Here is a 20154-nt window from a genome sequence, read left to right on the forward strand (position 1 = left end):
GACCTTCATGATGCGGATTGCAGCTCTCCTGGCGCTGTGGCTCTGCCTTCTGGTCGGGGGCGCGGCCCGGGCGGAGGAGTATTTCGACCGCTACCATTCCGACATCGCTGTCGCGAAGAACGGTACCCTGACCGTGACGGAGACGATCCGCGTCCATGCCGAGGGCAACCGGATCCGTCGCGGCATCTATCGCGATTTCCCGCTCACCTTCGTCGATGCCGGCGGGCGGGAGCGCGAGGTGGGCTTCAAGATACTCGCCGTCGAGCGAGACGGGCGGCCGGAGCCCTACCGCACGGAAACCATCCGCCGCGGCATCCGCATCTATTTCGGCTCGGCCGACGTGCTCATCGATCCGGGCTTCCACGCGTATCGCCTGACCTACGAGACGACGCGGCAGATCCGCTTCTTCGACACGCATGACGAACTCTTCTGGAACGTCACCGGCACCGAATGGGCTTTCCCGATCGAGCAGGCGACGGCGACGGTGACGCTGCCGCAGGGCGTGCGGGCGGAGGAACTGACCGTCTTCACCGGCCCGCTCGGTGCCACGGGCAAGGATGCGCGCGGCGAAAACCAAGACAACCGGGCGACCTTCGAGACGACGCGCGCGCTCGGGCCGAACGAGGGCCTGACGATCGGCGTGAAAATGCCGGCCGGCAGCATCGACCGGCCGACGGCGGCGGAAGAGCGCGCGCTGTTCCTCAAGGACAACCGCAACCTCTTCCTCGCCTTCGGCGGCCTCGCGCTGGTCGTCGGCTATTATCTCTGGGCCTGGCTCTCCGTCGGCCGCGACCCGCCGCGCGGCGTCATCGTGCCGCGCTGGGATGCGCCGGAGGGCATATCGCCGGCGCTCGTCAACTATATCGACGAGAAGGGGTTCGGCGGGCGGGGCTGGACGGCAATCTCCGCCGCCTTCCTCAATCTTGCCGTCAAGGGCCTTGTCGAGCTGAAGGACCTGAAGACCTCCATCACCGTCACCCGGACGGAAAAGCCGGTCGAGGGGATCCTGCCGACGGGCGAGGCGACCCTCCTGAAGACCATGGGGTCGGCGGGAAGCACCTTCGTCATCGACAAGTCGAACGGCAAGCGCGTGCAGACGCTGGGCCATGATTTCAGCCAGGCGATGGAGAAGGAGCACCGCTACAAATATTACCTCGCCAACTGGTCGCAGGTGATCTGCGGCATCCTCCTGTCGCTCGCCTGCCTTGCGGCCCTCCTGATTTTCGGCTCGCTGCCGGAGGAGGGCATCGTGCTCGTCATCCTGCCCGTCTTCGCCTCGGTCTTCGTGTCGATCTTCGCGCTGGCGCTCGGGCAGAACTTCCGGCGGGCGAAAACGCTCGGCGCGCGCATCCTCGCCGTCGTGATGATCGCCTTCGTCGGCTTCGTTCTCCTGACGGTCTTCGGCGGCGTCCTCGTCACGCTGTTCCTCACCAGCGCGGCCGCCGGCCAGATGCCGCTCTTTGCCGCCGTCGGCGGCATCGTCGTCACCAATCTCGTCTTCTTCTTCCTGATGGGCGCGCCGACGCCCCTCGGCCGCAGGATGATGGACGGCATCGAGGGCCTGCGCCAATACCTGACGCTCGCCGAGAAGGACCGCATGAACATGGCCGGCGCGCCGGAAATGTCGCCGCGCCACTACGAGACCCTCTTGCCCTATGCCGTGGCGCTCGGCGTCGAAAAACCCTGGTCGGAAACCTTCGACCGCTGGCTCGCCGCCGCCGCGGCGGCCGGTGCTGCCGCGGCCGCCTACCAGCCCGCCTGGTATCACGGCGACGGCTTTTCCTCCGGCCGCTTCTCCGATCGCATGGGCGGCTTTGCCGGCTCCATGGCAAGCACCATGACCGCCTCCCTGCCGGATCCGCCGAAAAGCTCGTCCTCCGGTTTCTCCTCCGGCGGCGGTGGCGGCTCCTCCGGGGGCGGCGGTGGTGGCGGTGGTGGCGGCGGCTGGTAGACGATCGGCGCGTCAGCCCGACTTTTCGGGTTTGGACGGATGACATTTGGCTTGAGGCTTGCTAAGTCCCCGCCAGTCGAAAAATCCATCAGTCAGTGACCCCCATGCCCGATCTTCTGCTTGAACTCCGCTCCGAGGAAATCCCCGCCCGCATGCAGCGGAAGGCTGCGGGCGATCTGAAGAAGCTCGTCACGGACGCGCTGGTGGATGCGGGCCTGACCTATGAGGGCGCACGCGAATACTGGACGCCGCGCCGCCTGACACTCGACATCCGCGGCCTCAACGCCCGCTCGAGCGACGTGCGCGAGGACATCAAGGGCCCGGCGACCTCGGCGCCCGAGCAGGCGATCCAGGGCTTCCTGCGCAAGGCGGGCCTTGCCTCTGTCTCCGAAGCGCATGTCCATTCGGACCCGAAGAAGGGCGATTTCTACGTCGCCCATATCGTCAGGCCGGGCCGCCCGGCCGACGAGATCATCGCCGAGGTGATGCCCGGCATCATCCGCAACTTCCCCTGGCCGAAGCCGATGCGCTCCGGTGCGGCTTCCGCCAGGCCCGGTTCGCTGCAATGGGTCCGCCCGCTGCAATCCATTGTCTGCACCTTCGGTTCGGAGACCGAGGAAACCCGGGTCGTGCCCTTCGAAATCGGCGGGCTCGTCGCCGGCAATGTCACCTACGGCCACCGCTTCCATGCGCCCGGCGCGATCACCGTGCGCCGCTTCGAGGACTATGTCGCCAATCTGGAGAAGGCCAGGGTCGTGCTCGACGCCGAGCGCCGCAAGCAGATCATCGCGACGGACGCGAACAACATCGCCTTTGCGAACGGCCTCGAACTGGTCGAGGACGAGGGCCTCTTGGAAGAGGTTTCCGGCCTCGTCGAATGGCCGCAGGTGCTGATGGGCACCTTCGAGGAAGAGTTCCTGGCGATCCCCTCGGAAATCATCCGCCTCACCATCAAGACGAACCAGAAATGCTTCGTCACCCGCAAGCCGGGCGCCGAAACGCTCTCCAACCACTTCATCCTCGTCTCCAACATCGAGGCGAAGGACGGCGGCAAGGAGATCGTGCACGGCAATGGCAAGGTCGTGCGCGCCCGCCTGTCGGATGCCAAGCACTTCTGGCTCCGCGACCAGGGCGACCTGCCGGACCTCGACACGCTGAAGGCCTCCGCCGAAAAGTTCGGCCTCGACCTGAAGAAGCCGCTCGATCAGCGCATGGCCAAGCTCGATGCGCTGAACGTCACCTTCCATGCCAAGCTGGGCACCCAGGGCGCCCGCGTCGAGCGCATCCGCAAGCTTGCAGGCGAACTTGCCCCCGTCATCGGCGCCGATGCGGCGCTCGTCGACCGGGCCGTGGTGCTCGCCAAGGCGGACCTGCGCACCGAGGCCGTCGGCGAATTTCCGGAACTCCAGGGCATCATGGGCCGCAAATATGCCGGGCTCCAGGGCGAGGACGCCGCGGTGGCCGAGGCGATCGAGGATCATTACAAGCCGCAGGGCCCCTCCGACCGCGTGCCCGCGGGCAAGGTCGGCCTTACCGTCGCGCTCGCCGACAAGCTGGACACGCTGATCGGCTTCTGGGCCATCGACGAGAAGCCGACCGGCTCGAAGGATCCCTATGCGCTGCGCCGCGCCGCCCTCGGCGTCATCCGCATGCTGCTCGAAAAGAACATCCGCCTGCCGCTCGCCTCCGTCGCGAAGGATCCGGACCTCGTCGCCTTCTTCCACGATCGCCTGAAGGTCTATCTCCGCGACATGGGCGCGCGCCACGACCTGATCGACGCCGTGCTGACGCCCGAGGCCGACGATCTCCTGATGGTCGCGCGCCGCGTCGAGGCGCTGACGGCCTTCATCACCTCGGAAGAGGGCCAGAACCTGCTCGCCGGCACCAAGCGCGCCACGCAGCTTCTCGCCGCCGAGGAGAAGAAGGGCACTGTCGTCGAAGGCGCCGTCTCGGCCGATCTTCTCCTGCTCGATGCCGAAAAGGCCCTCCATGCCGCCGTCGAGATCGCGACGAAGGACGCTGCCGCCGCCGTCGCCAAGGAAGACTTCCGCTCCGCCATGGAGGCCCTCTCCACGCTGCGCGCCCCGGTCGACCAGTTCTTCAACGACGTGCTGGTCAACGACGAGGACCCCGCCATCCGCGCCAACCGCCTCGCCCTGCTCTCCGCCATCCGCGCCGCCACCGGCACGGTCGCGGATTTCTCGAAGATCGCGGGGTAAGGGAAGGGCGGTAATGGCCGCAAGGATCCTCATCAGCGCCTGTCTTGCCGGCCTGCCGGTGCGCATAACGGTTCGGCCAGGCCGCTCTTGCATGACGCGGTCGAGCGCTGGCGGGCGGCGGGGCGGCTGGTGACGCTTTGTCCGGAGCTTTCGGGCGGCTTCCAGGTGCCGCGGCCGCCGGCGGAGATCGAGAACGGGCTTGACGGCGAGGACGTGCTCGACGGGCGGGCGCGGGTGCTGGAAGTGTCCGGCGGGGATGTTTCGGCGGCCTATATCGCGGGCGCGCGCATCGCGCTCGACGTGGCGCGGGACAATGGCTGCCGGCATGCGCTGCTCATCGACGGCAGCCCGTCCTGCGGCTCCGCCTTCGTCTATGACGGCACGTTTTCAGGCATCCGGCATGCGGGGCAGGGGGTGACGGCGGCGCTCTTGCGGCGCGGCGACATCGCGGTCTATTCCGATAGGGAGGTCGATCGGCTGGTCGGTGATCTCGGGGAGAGTGGCTGATACGCTTGCGCCCCCGCTTGAGGTCAGGGGCGCAAAACGTCCGCTTTCGCGGATTCCTGTCAGCCTGGAGGGACTGAGAGGCAGGGCGCTTCCAATATGGGGTCAGTTGACCCGAAGTTCAAACCCTGCCGGATCAAACTCCCGTGAAGGGACCATGCCGGCCGTTGCCGTCTTGCCGGCAGCGGTCTCGTCGAGCGCGCTCGTGCGGGCGCCGGCATCGACGGTTTCCACGGCGGTGGCATCTGCGTCCGCCGGCTTTTCCGCCTCGGCGGCCTGATGGGCTTCCACCGGCGCCTTGCTGACGAAGAGCACCGGCGAGCCGCCCATCCAGGCTTCCGTGCGGAAGATCTTGCGCTCGCCGTTTTCCTCGCGGATCTCCACTTTCTGCGTGCCGGGCTCGATGGCGTCGACATGGTAGGCGGCGGATTTCGACTTCGGCTTCAGCGCCGGGCAGTCGTCGCAGCGGATTGCCGAAATGCTCGAGCCCTCGGACGACGCACTGGCAACGGGCTCGATCGAACCGGCAAGGGCGGGGGCGGCAAGAAGCAGGAAGGCAAAGGTCGGCAGCAGGGTACGCATCAACGGTTCTCCCTTATGGTTGGAGGGAGAATAGCGCCGGCCGGTTACGGTCCCGTCAGGCGAATTGGTAAAATTTGAGCGATCCGGCGTTTTTCGCGCAGGGCCTCACGCCTTTTCGCGGGCGACGGCGCGCCAGCCGATGTCGCGGCGGCAGAAGCCGTTGTCCCATTCGACCCGGTCGAGCGCCTGGTAGGCCGCCTTTTGCGCCTCCGCGACGGTCGGGGCGACGGCCGTGACGTTGAGCACGCGCCCGCCGGTCGCCACCAACTGGCCGTCCTTCAGGGCTGTGCCGGCATGAAACACCTTGCTGGCCGCGTCGTCGGCCGGCAGCGCGCGGATCGGCGTGTTCTTCTCGTAGGCGCCGGGATAGCCCTTCGAGGCCATGACGACGGTGAGTGCCGCGGCATCGCGCCAGGTGGCGGAAACCGTGTCGAGCCTGCCGGTTGCGGCCGCATGCAGGATCGGCAGCAGGTCGCTTTCGAGCCGCATCATCAGCACCTGGCATTCCGGATCGCCGAACCGGACATTGTATTCGATGAGTTCAGGCCCCTTGGCGGTGATCATCAGCCCGGCGAAGAGCACGCCCTGGAAGGCGTGGCCATCGGCCGCCATGCCGCGGATCGTCGGCTCGATGATCTCCTTCATGGTGCGCGCGACCATGTCGGGCGTCATGACGGGGGCGGGCGAGTAGGCGCCCATGCCGCCGGTATTGGGGCCGGTGTCGCCGTCGCCCACGCGCTTGTGGTCCTGGGCGGAGGCGAGCGGCAGGGCGTTCGCGCCGTCGCACAGGCAGAAGAAGCTCGCCTCCTCGCCGTCGAGGAAGGCCTCCACCACGACTTCCGCCCCCGCCGCGCCGAAGGCGCCGTCGAAGCAGTCGTCCACGGCGGCCAGCGCCTCGTCAAGCGTCATGGCGACCGTCACGCCCTTGCCGGCGGCAAGCCCGTCCGCCTTGATGACGATCGGCGCGCCCTCGCGCTCGACATAGGCCTTTGCGGCGGCGGCATCGGTGAAGCGCTGGTAGGCGCCGGTGGGGATGTCGTATTTTGCGCAGAGGTCCTTGGTGAAGCCCTTGGAGCCTTCAAGCTGGGCGGCGGCGGCCGAGGGGCCGAAGACGTCGATGCCGGCAGCGCGCAGCACGTCGGCCATGCCCGCGACCAGCGGGGCTTCCGGCCCGACCATCACGAAGGTGACGCCGTTCTCCTTGCAGAAGGCGGCGACGGCTGCATGGTCGTCGATGTCGAGCGCGACGAGCGTCGCGCAGTCGGCGATGCCCGGATTGCCGGGGGCGGCAAAGAGCGTTTCGAGGAGGGGGGACTGCGCCAGCTTCCAGGCAAGGGCGTGCTCGCGTCCGCCCGATCCGATCAACAGAACCTTCATGCCCATATCCTCGATCCGTCCTTCGTTGCTGGCGGGTTAAGGGGACGGGGCTGAAAGGTCAAGGGCTGTAGGCCGCGGGAGCGCGCAAGGACGGGATAATGCCGGGCTGGCGGGCAGCAGCCGTCTCCCCGCAAGCGGAGGGAAGGCAAGTTGAGGAGAAGGAAGAGGAGGCCCGTATTCCCCGATCCCTGCGGTTCGATGGGTCGGGAAACCGGTTCCATCCTCCCCTTCGCCCCGCTTGCGGGGAGAAGGTCGCGGCAGCGGGATGAGGGGCCACCGCGAATGGGTACGGTTGCCCCTACAGCGTGGCAGCGCCCTTTTCTTCGACGGTACGGCCGAGCGTCTCCAACTCCGTGTCGATCAGGTGCACGTCCTCGTACCAGCCGTCATCCTCCACCATGGCGCTCTCGGTGGCGGCGCGCTGGAGGGCGCGGGCTTCGGTGCGCAGCTTTTCCAGCTTGGCGATCTTCTCCTTGCGGGAAAGGCCGGTGTCGTTGCGGATTGCCTGCAGCTTCAGTTCCATCGTGCTGACGGTCATCGGGAAACTCCTTGTTCGTTCCCCGAAGAACGCCGGCCTGGCCGATTCGTTCCGCGTGCCGTCCCGCCGGATGGTTAGCAAAGCGGTAATGAAACGCGGCTAATGTTCACGCAATCAAAGGTTTCGGCAGCCCGCGGCGGGCCTGCCGGTGAAGCGAGGATTGTGTTTTGCGTATCCGTGTCTCGACCGCAATGACTGCGGCCGCCCTGCTTTTTGCGCCCGTTTCCGCCCGTGCCGGCGAGGGCGGCTATTTCTGGTCCGGCGACTGGTATCTGAAGGTCGGCGCCGCCGGCTTCGCCGCGCCGCGCTACGAGGGGGCGAAAAAGTACCTGTTCCAGGTCACGCCGATGATCTCGCTCGGCAAGGCGGGCAGCACCGTCCGCTTCTCCTCGCGCAACGACAACCCGTCCTTCGCGCTGATCGACAATGGCGGCTTTCGCGCCGGCGCGACCGGCAAGCTGGTCATGCCGCGCGACAAGGACGATTCGAAGGACCTGCGCGGCCTGACGCCGGTGAAGTTCGGCGGCGAGCTCGGCGCCTTCGCCGAAGCCTATCCGACGGACTGGCTGCGCGTGCGCGGCGAGGTGCGCCACGGCATCCGCAGCCATGACGGCATCGTCGCCGATATCGCGGCGGATGCCTTCGTCGACGTGCGCCCGGACGTGCGCGTGTCGGCCGGCCCGCGCCTGACGGTCGCCTCGAACGACTACATGGACACCTATTACGGCGTGAAGCCGAACCAGGTCGCCAAGTCCGGCCTTTCCGCCTACGATCCCGACGGCGGCATTCACTCGGTCGGCGCGGGCGCGGCGATCACCTGGCAGGTCAACGAGAAGATCGAGACGAGCGCCTTTGCCGAATACAAGCGCCTCGTCGGCGATGCGGCCAAGTCCAGCCTCGTCAGGCAGCGCGGCGACCGCGACCAGGTGCTGATCGGCCTTTCCGCCACCTACCGGTTCGATTTCACGCTGCCGTAGATCCTTTCGGCACGCGCGGGCGCTCCGCGGTGCGGTGCCGGCTTGACCCGCGCCGGGCGGCTTGCGATCTAGGGGCATGATCAGCTCTCCCTCCGATTCCGGCCGCGTCGCCGACGCGCCGTCCCGAAACTGGGTCTACCGCGTGCTGCCGCGCGCGGCCTGGCCCTATGCGCAGCTCGCCCGCTGGGACCGGCCGATCGGCTGGCAACTGCTGTTGCTGCCCTGCCTCTGGTCGACGGCGCTGGCGGCCAATGTCTCGGCGGCGATCGGCACCTTCGATCTTGCGCGCTTCGTCACGCAGCTCTTCCTCTTCTTCGTCGGGGCCGTCGCGATGCGCGGCGCCGGCTGCACCTATAACGACCTCGTCGACCACGAGATCGACCAGGCGGTTGCCCGTACCCGCTCGCGCCCGCTGCCGTCGGGCCGCGTCACGCGCCGGCAGGCGAAGATCTTCATGGCACTGCAGGCACTCGTCGGCCTTGTCGTGCTGTTGCAGTTCAACCTCTTCACCATCGTGCTGGGCATCGCCTCGCTGGCGATCGTCGCGATCTATCCCTTCGCGAAGCGCTTTACCGACTGGCCGCAACTCTTCCTCGGCATGGCCTTTTCCTGGGGCGCGCTGATGGGCTGGGCGGCGGAGTTTTCCGAGGTGTCGGCCGCCTCGCTGGCGCTCTACAGCGCCGCCATCACCTGGACCATCGGCTACGACACGATCTACGCCCATCAGGACAAGGAGGACGACGCGCTGATCGGCGTGCGCTCCACCGCGCGGCTCTTCGGCGAGAAGACCGCCGGGTGGCTCATCGGCCTCTACGGCCTGACGGTCGCGCTGGTCGCGCTCTCCTTCTGGCTTGCCGGCATCGGCATCGTCGCCTGGCTTGGCCTCGGCGTGGCGGCCGCCATGCTCGCCTGGCAGATCGCCACGCTCGACATCGACGATCCGGAACAGTGCCTGGCGCTCTTCAAGTTCAACGGCATCGTCGGCCTCTGCCTCTTCCTCGCGCTCACCATCGCCATACCGTTCGCCTGATCAGCGGTGCCGCGGCCCGCGCGAGCCGGTCTGCGGGCGGTCTTCGCCGCGCCGCAGCGTCGTCGGGTGGAGGGCGATCTCGAAGCCGCGGCGCGGCGGGCGGGCGCGCTCGACGGTCGCGCTGTCGAGGGTGCGGATGCGGCCGAGGAGGGTGGTGAAGAACTTTGCCATCTGATCTGTCCCTTGCTTCGCGTTCCCAGGTAATGAACCCGGTGTGTCGAACGCTGTTTCCCATGCCGGGGGCGGGAAAAGTGTTCCCGGGGGAACAGGCGCGGGCGCACGAAAAAGCCGGCCGCAGGGAACGGCCGGCTTTTCGGAGGTCATGTCTTCGTCGCTCAGCGCCGGGCGATGATCTCCTGTCCGTCGATCTTCATCTGCACGCCGAGCTTGCCCGTGGTGCGGCGCACGAGGAAGCGCGGGCGGCGGTCGGCGAAGTAGGAGTGGCGGCGGCGCGGCTTGGCGGGGCGGCTGCCGACCGTCAGGTTGTCGTCGAGCGGCCGGGCGATGCCGTCGGCCTCGACCATCAGCATGGGGATGCGATAGGCATCGGCCCAGCTGCGCCAGTCGGCGGCGATGTCGCACAGGTCATGCGCCACGAGCAGCGGGATGCACAGGTCCGGATCGTCGTGATGCAGTTCGAGGGTGACGGTGACCTCGCCGTTGCCATGGTCGATGGCACGCGCGGCGACGCCCTTGAAGGCGCGGGCCGGCAGGGCGATCGAGAGCGGCAGGCCGCTTGCGGGCAGGACCTTGCGCAGCACGGCGCCGCGTTCGTCGAGCGTGATGGTGGCGTCGGTTCCCTCGGCGCGCAGCTCGAATGTCACCTGCTGCGGAAAGCGCTTGGGATCGAGCCGGAGCGTGGTGCCGGCCCAGGCCGGCTTGGAAACGGTATTCAGCATGTCTTTCGCCCTTGTTTTCCTTGAGAGCCGGTGTCCGGTCTTCTCATCGGGACTTTTCGTCCTCTGAGGGCGAGAATAGGCGCACCCCCTTCCGAGCCGCTTAAAAATCGCGGTTAAGAAAACTTTGCAGTTCCTGATGGTTAGCAAAACCGCACGGGCTAGGGTTTAGGAGAGGTGAACGCCTTCGACAGGCCGGGACAAGCCTCGCGCGCGAGAGTGGGCCCCGATCGGCCCGCCCGCATTGTCGAAAGAGATTCCCCGATGCTGTCCACCTATACGAGCTACAACCTCATCGCGCGTGACATGCTGGTGTCGCTGGACCGCACCGCGAGCGAGACGATCACCGCGCGCGAGGCTGCGTATTACAGGGAAAACATCGGCAAGGTGACCAGCGTCGACGCGTTCCTCGACGACTACCGGCTCTATTCCTACGCCATGAAGGCCTACGGCCTGGAGGACATGACCTATGCCACGGCCTTCATGCGCAAGGTGCTGGAAAGCGACCCGTCGGACGCGAGCAGCTTCGTCAACCTCCTGACGGATTCGCGCTACCGCGAGTTCGCCACCGCCTTCAGCTTCGAGGCGTCCACCGCCTCGGCGCAGACCGAGGTGCAGCTCGACGAGATCATCGGCCTCTATTCGGCGACCGTCGCCAATGCCGGCGCGGCGATCAAGGAGGAGACGCGCTACTACAATGCCGTCATCGACACGGTGACGAGCGTCGACCAGCTCCTGAACAACGACCGGCTGCGCAGCTACGTCTTCACGGCCTTCGGCATCGATCCGTCGACCTGGTCGCGCCAGACGATCCGCGGCGTGCTGACGAGCGACCTCGACGACCCGGGCAGCTATTTCAACACGCAGTTCGGCGCCAGGGCGACGGCCGCCCAAGCCGCCATCCAGGATGCCAATGACGAATTGGCGACGCTCGAACCCAACGCCGCCAATGCGGCCCGCATCGCCCAGTTGAAGGCCGAGATCGCCCGCCAGAGGGCCGTCATCGCCAGTGCCGAGAAATACGGCACGCTCGCCAGCGCCTTCAATTTCGCCGCCGACGGCACGGCCGTTGCCGGCACGGTGCAGAACGCCGGCCAGAAGACCGGCACGACGGAGCTCTACACGCTCTCCAATCCGCGCGCGACGACGGCCGCCGCGCTGATCCACAAGGAGTATTTCGAAAGCCGGATCGGAAGCATCACGACGGCGAGCGAGCTGGCCGCCGATCCGCGCCTCGTCAGCTATGTCAAGGTGGCCTTCGGCCTCGACAAGCTGTCGATCGTCAGCTCGACCATCACCAACATCCTGACCAGCGATCCCGACCCGGACAACCCCGACAGCTACATCAACAAGTTCGGCGGGGCGGACAAGGAGGCCTATTTCGCCCTGCGCGCCGCCTTCAACTTCCAGGAGGACGGCACGCTGGCGCCCGGCGATGCGCCACAGACCGCCGCCCAGACCGCGACGGTCGCCAGCAGTTACATGAACCGCTACAACGACAAGGACGACGAGGCGGACGCACTGGCCATCAAGCGCTTCAAGAGCCAGATCGGCGCGGTGAAGACCGTGAGCGACTTCGTCGGCGAGGCGAGCCTTTACGACTTCGCGTTGAAGGCCTACGGCTTCGATCCGGCCAAGGTCTCGGCCCTGACGATCAAGAACGTGCTGAAGAGCGACCTCAACGACCCGAAGAGCTATGTGTACCAGCTCGGCGACGAGCGCTTCGTCGAATTCGCCAAGGCGTTCAATTTCGGGTCGGACGGCAATATCACGGCCCCGAAGCTGGCACAGTCCGAATCCGAAATCCTCGTCATGTCGCGCGCCTATGTGACGGCGAAATCCCGTTTCGGAACGGAAGACGACAAGAAGTTGGCGGAGGAGGAGGTGAAATATTACTCCCTCCAGATGCAGAAGGTCGACAGCGTCAAGGAATTCCTCTCCGACGCGCGCCTCGTCGCCTTCGTGCTGACGGCGAACGGGGTCGACCCGAAAAGCGTCGATGCCGAGTTCATGGCCAAGATCTTCACCTCCGATCTCGACGATCCCGACAGTTTCGTCAATCAGCAGCCCGACCGCGCCTACCGCAAGATCGTCGCCTCGTTCAACTTCAATACCGAAGGGCTGGTCGAGCGGCAGGACGACGCGGAGATCCAGTCGCGCCGCGGCATCTACCAGACGATCGACAGCTATGTGCGCCAGAAGCTGGAGGAGGATGCCGGCAACGACAATGCCGGCGTGCGCCTGGCGCTCTATTTCGAGCGCAAGGCGGAAACGGTTTCCAGCCCCTACGACCTTCTGGCCGACGACGCGCTGTTCGAGGTCTTCAAGGTGCTCTTCCAGTTGCCCGACGAGATCGCGAGCGCGGATGTCGACGCCCAGGCCGACATGATCGAGCGCTATCTCGACCTGAAGGACCTGCAGGATCCGGAGAAGGTCTCCAAGATGATCGTGAAGTTCTCCGTGCTCTATGACCTTGAAAACCAGAGCACGATGGATCCCGCGCTCTCGGTGCTCACCAATTCCGGCTCCGCCGGCATCAGCGCCGATCTCATGCTGTCGCTGGCGCAGCTTCGCACCGGCGGCTGATCGCTTGGAGCAATTCCAGCAAAGCTGCGACGCGGTTTTGCGTTAAACAAACGAATAGAGCGTTTTCGCGATTCGAAGAAAAGCGAAAATGCTCTAACCCCTGACGACCTTGCCGGGATTCATGATGCCGGCGGGGTCGAAGGCGCGCTTGACCCTTGCCATCAGGTCCATCTCGATCGGGGCGCGCACCGCCGCGAGCTCGTCGCGCTTCAACTGGCCGATGCCGTGCTCGGCGGAGATCGACCCGCCATAACGCAGCACGATGCCGTGCACGAGGTCGTTGATCTCGCGCCAGCGGCCGAGGAAGGCCGCCGTGTCGGCGCCGACGGGCTGGGAGATGTTGTAGTGGATGTTGCCGTCGCCCATGTGGCCGAAGGAGCAGATGCGCGCGCCGTCGATGGCTTTCATGACCGCCGCGTCCGCCTCCGCCATGAAGGCCGGAATGGCCGAGACCGGCACCGAGACGTCGTGCTTGATCGAGCCGCCCTCCGGCTTCTGCGCCGGCGACATGCTCTCGCGCATGTGCCAGAGCGCCCGGCGCTGCTCCTCGCTGGCGGCGATCACCGCATCGTCGACGAGCCCCGCCTCGATGCCCTCGGCCAGCAGCGCCTCCATCATGCGCGCCGCGGTCTCCGGCGCGTCCGATGTCGAGATGTCGACCAGCACGTACCAGTCGTGCCGGCTGGCGAGCGGATCGCGCACGCCCGGAATGTGCCGCGTGGTGAAGTCGACGCCGAGCCGCGGCATCAGCTCGAAGCCGGTCAGCGCGGTCCCGCAGCGTCTGGAGGCGCGCTCGAAGAGGGCGAGTGCATCCGCGACGGATTTCAGTCCGGCGAAGGCCACCTCATGGCCGAGCGGCCGCGGGAAGAGTTTCAGCACCGCGCCGGTGATGACGCCGAGCGTGCCTTCCGCGCCGATGAAGAGATCGCGCAGGTCATAGCCCGTATTGTCCTTCTTCAGCCGGCTCAGGCCGTTCCAGACCTCGCCCGTCGGCAGCACGACTTCGAGGCCGAGGCAGAGCTGGCGCATGTTGCCATAGGCGAGCACCGCCGTGCCGCCGGCATTGGTGGAAAGGTTGCCGCCGATCTGGCAGGAGCCTTCCGAGCCGAGCGACAGCGGGAACAGGCGGTCCACCGCCTCCGCCGCCTTCTGGATCTCCGCGAGTACGCAGCCGCTGTCGGCGACGACGACATTGCCGACCGGATCGATGTCGCGGATGCGGTTGAGCCGGGTAAGCGACAGCACGACATCCATTGCCCCCTCGCGCGGCGCCGCGCCCCCGACATGGCCCGTATTGCCGCCCTGCGGCACGATGGCCGTGCGCGTCTCGGTGGCGAGCGCCAGGATCTTCGAGACCTCCTCGACGGAGCCCGGCCGCAGCACGAGCGGCGAGGTGCCGTGATAGAGCCCCCGGCTTTCGACGAGATAGGGCGCGATGTCGTTTTCCGCGGTGAGCGCATGGGCCGGGCCGGTGATGGCGGCGAAGCGGTCGATGAGATCGGGGGAAAGCGTCGCCTGGATCATGGCTCTGTCCTCGTTGGCGCCGTGTCGCAAGGGGCGGACGGCCTGCGTCGGAAACGGTGTGGAAACGCCTGAAGCATGGCGCGCAAAGGTATGCAGCGGTTTTGCGCCAACGGCATGCCCGAAATCAAGAGGGCAGGCGTATGGAGCGGTCGCGATGCGGCCCGGGCGCTCTCCGGGACGGAAGAACCCACTTCGTTTCGGCGCGCCTAGCCGCGCGGCGCGGCGGCGCGCTGCAGGCGGTCGTTGATCGCCTCGCCGAGGCCGCGGGAGGGGATCGGTGCGAAGGCGATGGAGCGGGCGCCGGTCGCATCCGCCTGTTTCATGTAGCCGAAGAGATTGGCGGCCGCCTCCGCGAGGTCGCCGCTGGGGCTGAGGTCCAGCACCAGCGCCGCATCGGCCTCGCCGGGCAGCGCCGTGCCGCCGAAGCGGATCAGCACCTCGCCGGGCGCCACGTCGCGCGCATCAAGCCGCACCGGCGCATCGGGCGCGTAATGCGAGGCGAGCATGCCCGGCGCCTCGATCGCGGCGCCTGCCTTTTCGTTGCGAAGGACCGGCCGGCCGGTGACGCGCTCGACCTCGGCGGCATCCAGCCCGCCCGGCCTGAGCAGCCGGATCGTCTCGCACTCGACCTTGATGATGGTGGATTCGAGCCCCACGACGGCCGGCCCCGCATCCAGCACCAGCTCCAGCTTCGCGCCGAAATCCTCGGCGACGTGCCGGGCGGTGGTCGGGCTGATGCGGCCGGACGTGTTGGCGCTGGGTGCGGCGAGCGGCTGGCCGAAGGCCGACAGCAGCCGGCTGGCAAAGCCCTTGGGCACGCGGATGCCGATCGTGTCGAGCCCGGCGCGGGCAAGCGGGTGGATGGCGCTTTCCGGCCGGATCGGCAGCACGAGCGTCAGCGGCCCCGGCCAGAAGGCCTCGGCGATCATGCGCGACAGCGGATCGAAGACCGCGTGCTCCTCCGCCATGGCAAGGTCCGCCATGTGGCAGATCAGCGGATTGAAGCGCGGCCGGCCCTTCATCTCGTAGATGCGGGTGATGGCCAGCGGGTTGGTGGCGTCGGCGGCAAGGCCGTAGACCGTCTCGGTGGGAATGGCGACCGGCACGCCCCGGCCCAGCGCCTCGCAGGCCCTTGCGAGCGCCGCCTCCGCATCCGTCCGCGTATCCACGATGTCCGCCATGTCGCCCTTCCTTGTCGGGGCTTCCTTTACAGGGCTTTTCCGGCAAAAGCCAAGGGTCGCCGATTGCCTAAAATGCGAGCGACCGGATTAGATCGGCCGAAAGCGGTGGCTGCTATGGAAGGTTGAAAGATCCAGCAGCAGGTTCGCAATGATGGCGCACAAGAAATCCTCGACGACCGACATCGCCTTGCGCGTCGCAACGGCCATGAAGCAGATGGGCATAGACGGGCTGCCGCGCAATTACGAGCTGGTCTACGAGGCCTATGCCGGCTGCAATCCCGATCTGGTGCGCGACTTCATCGCGCTCGGCAAATACAAGACGCAAGCCGCGCTCGACGAACTCGGCCGCAAATACCTGCCGCACCACCACGAGGCAGGCGTGCTGCAGCGCTCGGCCGGCGCCATCAGCAACGAGATGGCCAATTTCATGGACCTGCTCAGCCAGGAGCGCAGCTCGCTGTCGGATTACGGCCGCCTGATCGGCGAGGCCTCGCAGGTCATCCGCGATGCCGGCAGCCTCGGGGAGGGCGCGCTCGGCTCCTCGCTGGAGGCGCTGCAGCGCGCAACGGAACTGCGCGTCACCCACACGGCGGAAATGGCGGAGAAGGTTGCCGCGCAATCGGCCGTCATGGACGGCATCCAGAAGGAGATGGCGGAGTTCGAGGCGATGAAGTTCGTCGATCCGCCGACCAAGCTCGGCAACCGCCGCGCCTTCAACAAGGCGCTCGCCCGCGTCTATGCCAATCCCTCCCTGCCGATGCTCTGCGGCGTTGCCATTGCCGAGGTGGATGCCGAGCGCCGCTTCTCCCCCGGCCAGATCGAGGCCCTATCGGACCATCTCGTCACCTTCTATGGTGGCCTCATCCGCCAGGCCTTCCCGGCCGGCGAGCTTGCCGTGCGCTTCGACGGCCTGCGCTTCGGCTTCGTGTTCCACACCGCCGATGCGGGCGAGGTGACACGGCTGATCGACCTCCTGCGCGCCGCCTTCCAGACGGTGGCGCTGCGCGATCCGCGCACCGGCCGCAATCTCGGCCACCTGACGCTTTCGGCGGGCGTGTGCATGACGGAGAGCGCCGACAGCGCGCTCGACCTTTCCTCGGCCTGCGAGCGCGCGCTGGCGGAGGCACGCAGCGCGGGCGGCGACCAGATCGTCGTCTACGGCCGCGGCGACGAGGTGCCTGCCGGCAAGGAATGGCTGATCTACCGGCCCGCCTGATGGAGGGGGAGGGAGCCTAAAGCGCGCGGATGATCTTGCGCAGCGCCTCGTCGCGTGCGCCGAGCATGAGCACGTTCTTCATGGCGAGCTTCGGATCGTCGGTGCGGAAGAGCACGCCGTTGCCGCGCACCTTGCGGTCGATCTGCAGCCGGCCTTCCTCCTCGGCCGGCGTGATGGCGACGGCGAAATACATGCGCCCCGCCTTCTTCGAGATATCGGCGAAGAACTGTTCCTCCTCGCCGATCTCGGCGAAGAAATTGGCCATGTAGAAGGCCCATTGCACGTTCTCGAATTCCGCGAAGCGGGAATTGGCGACGGTGATGTGGCAATAACCGAGATGCGGCGTCCGGGCGAGCGTACGGTGGAAGATCAGCTTGGGAAAGCGGATCGACTGATGGAAGCCGTTGATGCGGTCATGCGTGACAATGCCGGCATTCTCCAGCTTGCGGCCGGTGCGCTCGGCCACCTCATGGTAGCTGAGATATCGCTTCTCGCTCGGGCTCCAGCTTGTGTTCCGGTCGATGCGGCCGGTGCGCAGGAACTCGGTATGGACGGCCGGTTTCGGCTGGTTCGCGCGCTTGTAGGCGACCGCGTCGTAATAACGGAACTTGGTTTGCTGCACGCGCCGGCACTCCATCCTCACGCCCCGATGCGGTGAAGTTTATGGAAACGGCGTTAAACATTCCTTGCCGGGCCGCTCCCTCTTTTTCCGCATGTTTCGGATGGGTCGCAATATGACAATTGTGTCGGCGCGCCCGCCAGGTTGCCCCTGGCGTGGCTTTGGTGCCTGTTATTTTGGCATAATTGATTGAAATATATGCAGTAACAACCGTGAACATCTCGCCGGGCATCGTTTGTCTCCTGTCGTCAAATCGGAATGGCATGTCGCTATCTGACATGTCGTTTGCTGAATCTTGCGCTTAGATAAGAACACTCGAGGTGCCGTTCTGACGAAGAGCGGAGAATTGGGAAGCCGGTTGAAATCCGGCGCTGCCCCCGCAACGGTGGAGGAGAAAAGCGCGGCGAGACGCCACTGGACGGAAAGGTCCGGGAAGGCGCCGCGATGGTCCGGAAGGACGCTCCTGAGCCCGGAAACCAGCCTTGGGTGTGATCGTGACTGGCTGCGGCGGGCGGCCGGGAAGCGTGCAGTCCGTGCGCCCCCGCGCCCGGATGCCGTCTCCTTCCGTGCGCCTCATCCCCAATTTGATATCGAGGATCCGGCATGGACATCAGCAGCGACGTGCTCCGCAAGCTCAAGAACCGGCGCGAGGGCCACAGCCTCGAGCAGGCCTTCTACATCGACCCCGACCATTACAAGCTGGACCTGGAGACGATCTGGTATCGCGACTGGCTGTTCATCGGCCATGACTGCGAGATCCCGAAGGCCGGCAACTATTTCACCGTGCAGGTCGGCGACTACCCCGTCGTCATCACCCGCGACCGCACGGGCACCGTGCGCGCCCTGCACAATTCCTGCCGCCACCGCGGCTCGCGCGTCTGCACGCAGCACCGGGGATCCTCCGCAAAGCTCGTCTGTCCCTATCACCAGTGGACCTACGAACTGGATGGCTCGCTGCTCTTCGCCCGTCACATGGCCGAGGATTTCGACAAGAGCCAGCACGGCCTGAAGCGCGTGCACTGCGAAACCGTCGGCGGCTATATCTTCATCTGCCTCGCCGACGAGGCGCCGGATTTCTCCGCCTTCCGCGCGCTGGTCGAGCCCTATCTCGCCCGTCACCGTCTCGGCGAGACGAAGGTCGCCTTCGAAAGCACGATCGTCGAGAAGGGCAACTGGAAGCTCGTCTGGGAGAACAACCGCGAGTGCTACCATTGCGCCGCCAACCATCCCGAACTCTGCCGCACCTATCCGGAAGCCCCGAGCGCCACCGGCGTGCAGGGTGCCAAGGACGATCCCGTCATCGCCGCGCACTGGGAAAAATGCGAGGCGGCGGGCCTGCCGAGCGAATTCCGCATGTCGCCGACCGGCCAGTTCCGCGCCGCGCGCATGCCGCTCATCCAGGAGGCCGAAAGCTACACCATGTCCGGTGCCCGCGCCGTCCAGCGACCGCTCTCCAACGATGTCCTGGAAAGCCATATCGGCACGCTCCTGCTGTTCCACTACCCGACGACGTGGAACCACGTGCTCGCCGACCACGCCATAACCTTCCGCGTGCTACCGCTCGGCCCCGAGCTGACGCAGGTCACGACCAAGTGGCTCGTCAACAAGGATGCCGTCGAGGGCGTCGATTACCGTCTCGACGAGCTTACCCATGTCTGGACCGAGACCAACGACCAGGACCGCCGCATCGTCGAGGAAAACGCCTTCGGCATCCGCTCCCCGGCCTACCAGCCCGGCCCCTATTCGCCGGAGGACGAGGGCGGCGTCATGCAGTTCGTCGAATGGTATGCGAATTTCATGATCGACCGGCTCGACGGCGCCAAAAAGCCGCTCTCGCGGGTGGCCTGACATGACGATCGCCAGCCATTTCCGCCACTTTGACGAGCTTCATCCGTGGAACGACCGCCAGCACATGCTGGAATGCATCGCCGCCACGGTGGAGACATCGGATGTGATGACCTTCACCTTCCGCTCCGATCGCGACAACTGGTTCCGCTACCTGCCGGGCCAGTTCGTCACGCTGGAGCTGCCGGTGTCGGAAGACGAACCCGTCATGCGGACCTATACGCTCTCCTCGACGCCCTCGCGGCCCTTCTCCGTTTCCGTGACGGTGAAGGCGCAGAAGGGCTCGATCGGCACGCGCTGGATGTTCGACACCCTGCGCCCCGGCATGCGCCTGAAGGCCTTCGGCCCGCTCGGCGACTTCTCCCTCGTGCGCTATCCCGCCGAAAAGTACCTCTTCATCTCGGCGGGTTCCGGCGTCACGCCGATGATGTCCATGACGCGCTGGATGTCGGATTGCGCGCCGCAGTCCGACGTCGCCTTCATCACCTGTGCCCGCAAGCCCGAGGACCTCTTGTTCAAGGCGGAGCTGGAATGCCTCGCCGCCCAGATGCCGAACCTTGCGCTCGGCTTCGTCGTCGAGGGGCACAATCCGCGCGACGGCTGGCATGGCCTGCGTGGCCGGATCGATGCAGCGCGCCTCTCGCTGCTCGCGCCCGATTTCCGCGACCGCACCGTCTTCTGCTGCGGCCCGGAGCCCTTCATGCGCGGCGTGCGCGACATGCTGAAAGTCTGCGGCTTCAACATGGACCGCTACCACGAGGAGAGCTTCCAGCCGGCCGCCGCGCCCGCCCCGGAGGCGATCGCCATCCGCGCGGGCGCCGGCGAGCAGGAGATCGATGCCAACGCCGTTTCTACCGTGACCTTCACCATGGCCGGCAAGGACGCCCAATGCCCGCCCGGCCAGACGATCCTGCAGACGGCGCGCGCTGCGGGCGTGCGCATCGGCGCGGCCTGCGAGGGTGGCCTTTGCGGCACCTGCCGGGTCATGAAGGTTTCGGGCGAGGTGGACATGCGCCACAATGGCGGCATCCTCGATGACGAGATCGAGGAGGGCTACATCCTCGCCTGCTGCTCGCGGCCCATCGGGGATGTGCAGATCGAGGCGTAGG

The 20154-nt window shown here is 66.5% G+C and carries 16 protein-coding genes, 1 pseudogene and 1 riboswitch; of the genes and pseudogenes, 9 read left to right on the forward strand and 8 right to left on the reverse strand.

Annotation, left to right across the window (positions count from 1 at the left end):
* The first annotated feature begins 7 nt into the window (after nt 1-7).
* The 3 genes and pseudogenes from shn_RS03950 to shn_RS03960 all read left to right on the forward strand — a co-directional run bounded on the left by shn_RS03950 (nt 8) and on the right by shn_RS03960 (nt 4677).
* Nucleotides 8-1951: a DUF2207 domain-containing protein gene (locus tag shn_RS03950; protein ID WP_064332418.1), complete on the forward strand. Its 1944-nt coding sequence runs from the start codon at nt 8-10 to the stop codon at nt 1949-1951.
* 104 nt (nt 1952-2055) lie between these two features.
* Entirely contained in the window at nt 2056-4170 is a 2115-nt protein-coding gene (gene glyS / locus shn_RS03955; protein ID WP_064329252.1) for a glycine--tRNA ligase subunit beta, read from the forward strand.
* A gap of 13 nt (nt 4171-4183) precedes the next feature.
* Nucleotides 4184-4677: pseudogene (locus shn_RS03960) on the forward strand (DUF523 domain-containing protein).
* 102 nt (nt 4678-4779) lie between these two features.
* On the opposite strand, the gene shn_RS03965 reads toward shn_RS03960, so the two are convergent.
* The 3 genes from shn_RS03965 to shn_RS03975 all read right to left on the reverse strand — a co-directional run bounded on the left by shn_RS03965 (nt 4780) and on the right by shn_RS03975 (nt 7171).
* Nucleotides 4780-5256, reverse strand: coding sequence for a plant virulence effector HPE1-like domain-containing protein (locus tag shn_RS03965; protein ID WP_064329253.1), 477 nt, complete (start codon nt 5254-5256; stop codon nt 4780-4782).
* 105 nt (nt 5257-5361) lie between these two features.
* Complete coding sequence (purD, locus tag shn_RS03970; RefSeq protein ID WP_064332419.1) at nt 5362-6633, reverse strand: phosphoribosylamine--glycine ligase; 1272 nt, start codon at nt 6631-6633, stop codon at nt 5362-5364.
* A 298-nt stretch (nt 6634-6931) separates the two neighbouring features.
* Nucleotides 6932-7171: a hypothetical protein gene (locus tag shn_RS03975; protein ID WP_064329254.1), complete on the reverse strand. Its 240-nt coding sequence runs from the start codon at nt 7169-7171 to the stop codon at nt 6932-6934.
* A 167-nt stretch (nt 7172-7338) separates the two neighbouring features.
* Between shn_RS03975 and shn_RS03980 the strand changes: the two genes are divergently transcribed.
* Nucleotides 7339-8148: a MipA/OmpV family protein gene (locus shn_RS03980; protein ID WP_371328586.1), complete on the forward strand. Its 810-nt coding sequence runs from the start codon at nt 7339-7341 to the stop codon at nt 8146-8148.
* A gap of 76 nt (nt 8149-8224) precedes the next feature.
* Complete coding sequence (gene ubiA / locus shn_RS03985) at nt 8225-9178, forward strand: 4-hydroxybenzoate octaprenyltransferase (protein ID WP_145925863.1); 954 nt, start codon at nt 8225-8227, stop codon at nt 9176-9178.
* Here the strand turns inward: ubiA and shn_RS36295 are convergent, their stop codons facing one another.
* Entirely contained in the window at nt 9179-9349 is a 171-nt protein-coding gene (locus tag shn_RS36295) for a hypothetical protein (protein WP_162853046.1), read from the reverse strand.
* Between the two features lie 164 nt (nt 9350-9513).
* Nucleotides 9514-10077, reverse strand: coding sequence for a DUF6101 family protein (locus shn_RS03990; RefSeq protein WP_064329256.1), 564 nt, complete (start codon nt 10075-10077; stop codon nt 9514-9516).
* Between the two features lie 261 nt (nt 10078-10338).
* On the opposite strand from shn_RS03990, the gene shn_RS03995 reads away from it, so the two are divergent.
* Nucleotides 10339-12660, forward strand: a complete 2322-nt coding sequence (locus shn_RS03995) for a DUF1217 domain-containing protein (protein ID WP_064329257.1) — start codon at nt 10339-10341, stop codon at nt 12658-12660.
* 93 nt (nt 12661-12753) lie between these two features.
* Here the strand turns inward: shn_RS03995 and shn_RS04000 are convergent, their stop codons facing one another.
* Both shn_RS04000 and shn_RS04005 read right to left on the reverse strand, forming a co-directional pair.
* Entirely contained in the window at nt 12754-14184 is a 1431-nt protein-coding gene (locus tag shn_RS04000; RefSeq protein WP_064329258.1) for an FAD-binding oxidoreductase, read from the reverse strand.
* A 206-nt stretch (nt 14185-14390) separates the two neighbouring features.
* Nucleotides 14391-15365 (reverse strand): L-threonylcarbamoyladenylate synthase, encoded by a 975-nt coding sequence (locus shn_RS04005; protein ID WP_064329259.1) that lies wholly within the window; start codon nt 15363-15365, stop codon nt 14391-14393.
* Nucleotides 15366-15513: 148 nt separating this feature from the next.
* Here shn_RS04005 and shn_RS04010 point away from each other — a divergent pair, with 148 nt between their 5' ends.
* Entirely contained in the window at nt 15514-16581 is a 1068-nt protein-coding gene (locus shn_RS04010) for a diguanylate cyclase domain-containing protein (RefSeq protein ID WP_084437745.1), read from the forward strand.
* 16 nt (nt 16582-16597) lie between these two features.
* On the opposite strand, the gene shn_RS04015 is transcribed toward shn_RS04010, so the two are convergent.
* A complete protein-coding gene (locus shn_RS04015; RefSeq protein ID WP_245337361.1) occupies nt 16598-17203 on the reverse strand; it encodes a DUF6656 family protein in 606 nt (201 codons plus the stop codon).
* A gap of 298 nt (nt 17204-17501) precedes the next feature.
* Nucleotides 17502-17700, forward strand: a riboswitch (cobalamin riboswitch).
* A 103-nt stretch (nt 17701-17803) separates the two neighbouring features.
* On the opposite strand from shn_RS04015, the gene shn_RS04020 reads away from it, so the two are divergent.
* Both shn_RS04020 and shn_RS04025 read left to right on the forward strand, forming a co-directional pair.
* Nucleotides 17804-19048, forward strand: coding sequence for an aromatic ring-hydroxylating dioxygenase subunit alpha (locus shn_RS04020; RefSeq protein WP_064329261.1), 1245 nt, complete (start codon nt 17804-17806; stop codon nt 19046-19048).
* Between the two features lies 1 nt (nt 19049).
* A complete protein-coding gene (locus shn_RS04025) occupies nt 19050-20153 on the forward strand; it encodes a hybrid-cluster NAD(P)-dependent oxidoreductase (RefSeq protein ID WP_064329262.1) in 1104 nt (367 codons plus the stop codon).
* The last annotated feature ends 1 nt before the right edge of the window (nt 20154 follow it).

Origin of the sequence: Shinella sp. HZN7 (genome assembly GCF_001652565.1) — a bacterium.
GTDB classification, from domain to species: domain Bacteria; phylum Pseudomonadota; class Alphaproteobacteria; order Rhizobiales; family Rhizobiaceae; genus Shinella; species Shinella granuli.

What these genes read in the sequence shown, in the direction of transcription:
- glyS (WP_064329252.1), top strand. Translation starts at nt 2,056, where the DNA reads ATGCCCGATCTTCTGCTTGAACTCCGCTCCGAGGAAATCCCCGCCCGC.
- shn_RS03995 (WP_064329257.1), top strand. Translation starts at nt 10,339, where the DNA reads ATGCTGTCCACCTATACGAGCTACAACCTCATCGCGCGTGACATGCTG.
- purD (WP_064332419.1), bottom strand. Translation starts at nt 6,633, where the DNA reads ATGAAGGTTCTGTTGATCGGATCGGGCGGACGCGAGCACGCCCTTGCC.
- shn_RS04000 (WP_064329258.1), bottom strand. Translation starts at nt 14,184, where the DNA reads ATGATCCAGGCGACGCTTTCCCCCGATCTCATCGACCGCTTCGCCGCC.
- shn_RS36295 (WP_162853046.1), bottom strand. Translation starts at nt 9,349, where the DNA reads ATGGCAAAGTTCTTCACCACCCTCCTCGGCCGCATCCGCACCCTCGAC.
- ubiA (WP_145925863.1), top strand. Translation starts at nt 8,225, where the DNA reads ATGATCAGCTCTCCCTCCGATTCCGGCCGCGTCGCCGACGCGCCGTCC.
- shn_RS04010 (WP_084437745.1), top strand. Translation starts at nt 15,514, where the DNA reads ATGATGGCGCACAAGAAATCCTCGACGACCGACATCGCCTTGCGCGTC.
- shn_RS03950 (WP_064332418.1), top strand. Translation starts at nt 8, where the DNA reads ATGATGCGGATTGCAGCTCTCCTGGCGCTGTGGCTCTGCCTTCTGGTC.
- shn_RS04025 (WP_064329262.1), top strand. Translation starts at nt 19,050, where the DNA reads ATGACGATCGCCAGCCATTTCCGCCACTTTGACGAGCTTCATCCGTGG.
- shn_RS04020 (WP_064329261.1), top strand. Translation starts at nt 17,804, where the DNA reads ATGGACATCAGCAGCGACGTGCTCCGCAAGCTCAAGAACCGGCGCGAG.
- shn_RS04005 (WP_064329259.1), bottom strand. Translation starts at nt 15,365, where the DNA reads ATGGCGGACATCGTGGATACGCGGACGGATGCGGAGGCGGCGCTCGCA.
- shn_RS03990 (WP_064329256.1), bottom strand. Translation starts at nt 10,077, where the DNA reads ATGCTGAATACCGTTTCCAAGCCGGCCTGGGCCGGCACCACGCTCCGG.
- shn_RS03965 (WP_064329253.1), bottom strand. Translation starts at nt 5,256, where the DNA reads ATGCGTACCCTGCTGCCGACCTTTGCCTTCCTGCTTCTTGCCGCCCCC.
- shn_RS03975 (WP_064329254.1), bottom strand. Translation starts at nt 7,171, where the DNA reads ATGACCGTCAGCACGATGGAACTGAAGCTGCAGGCAATCCGCAACGAC.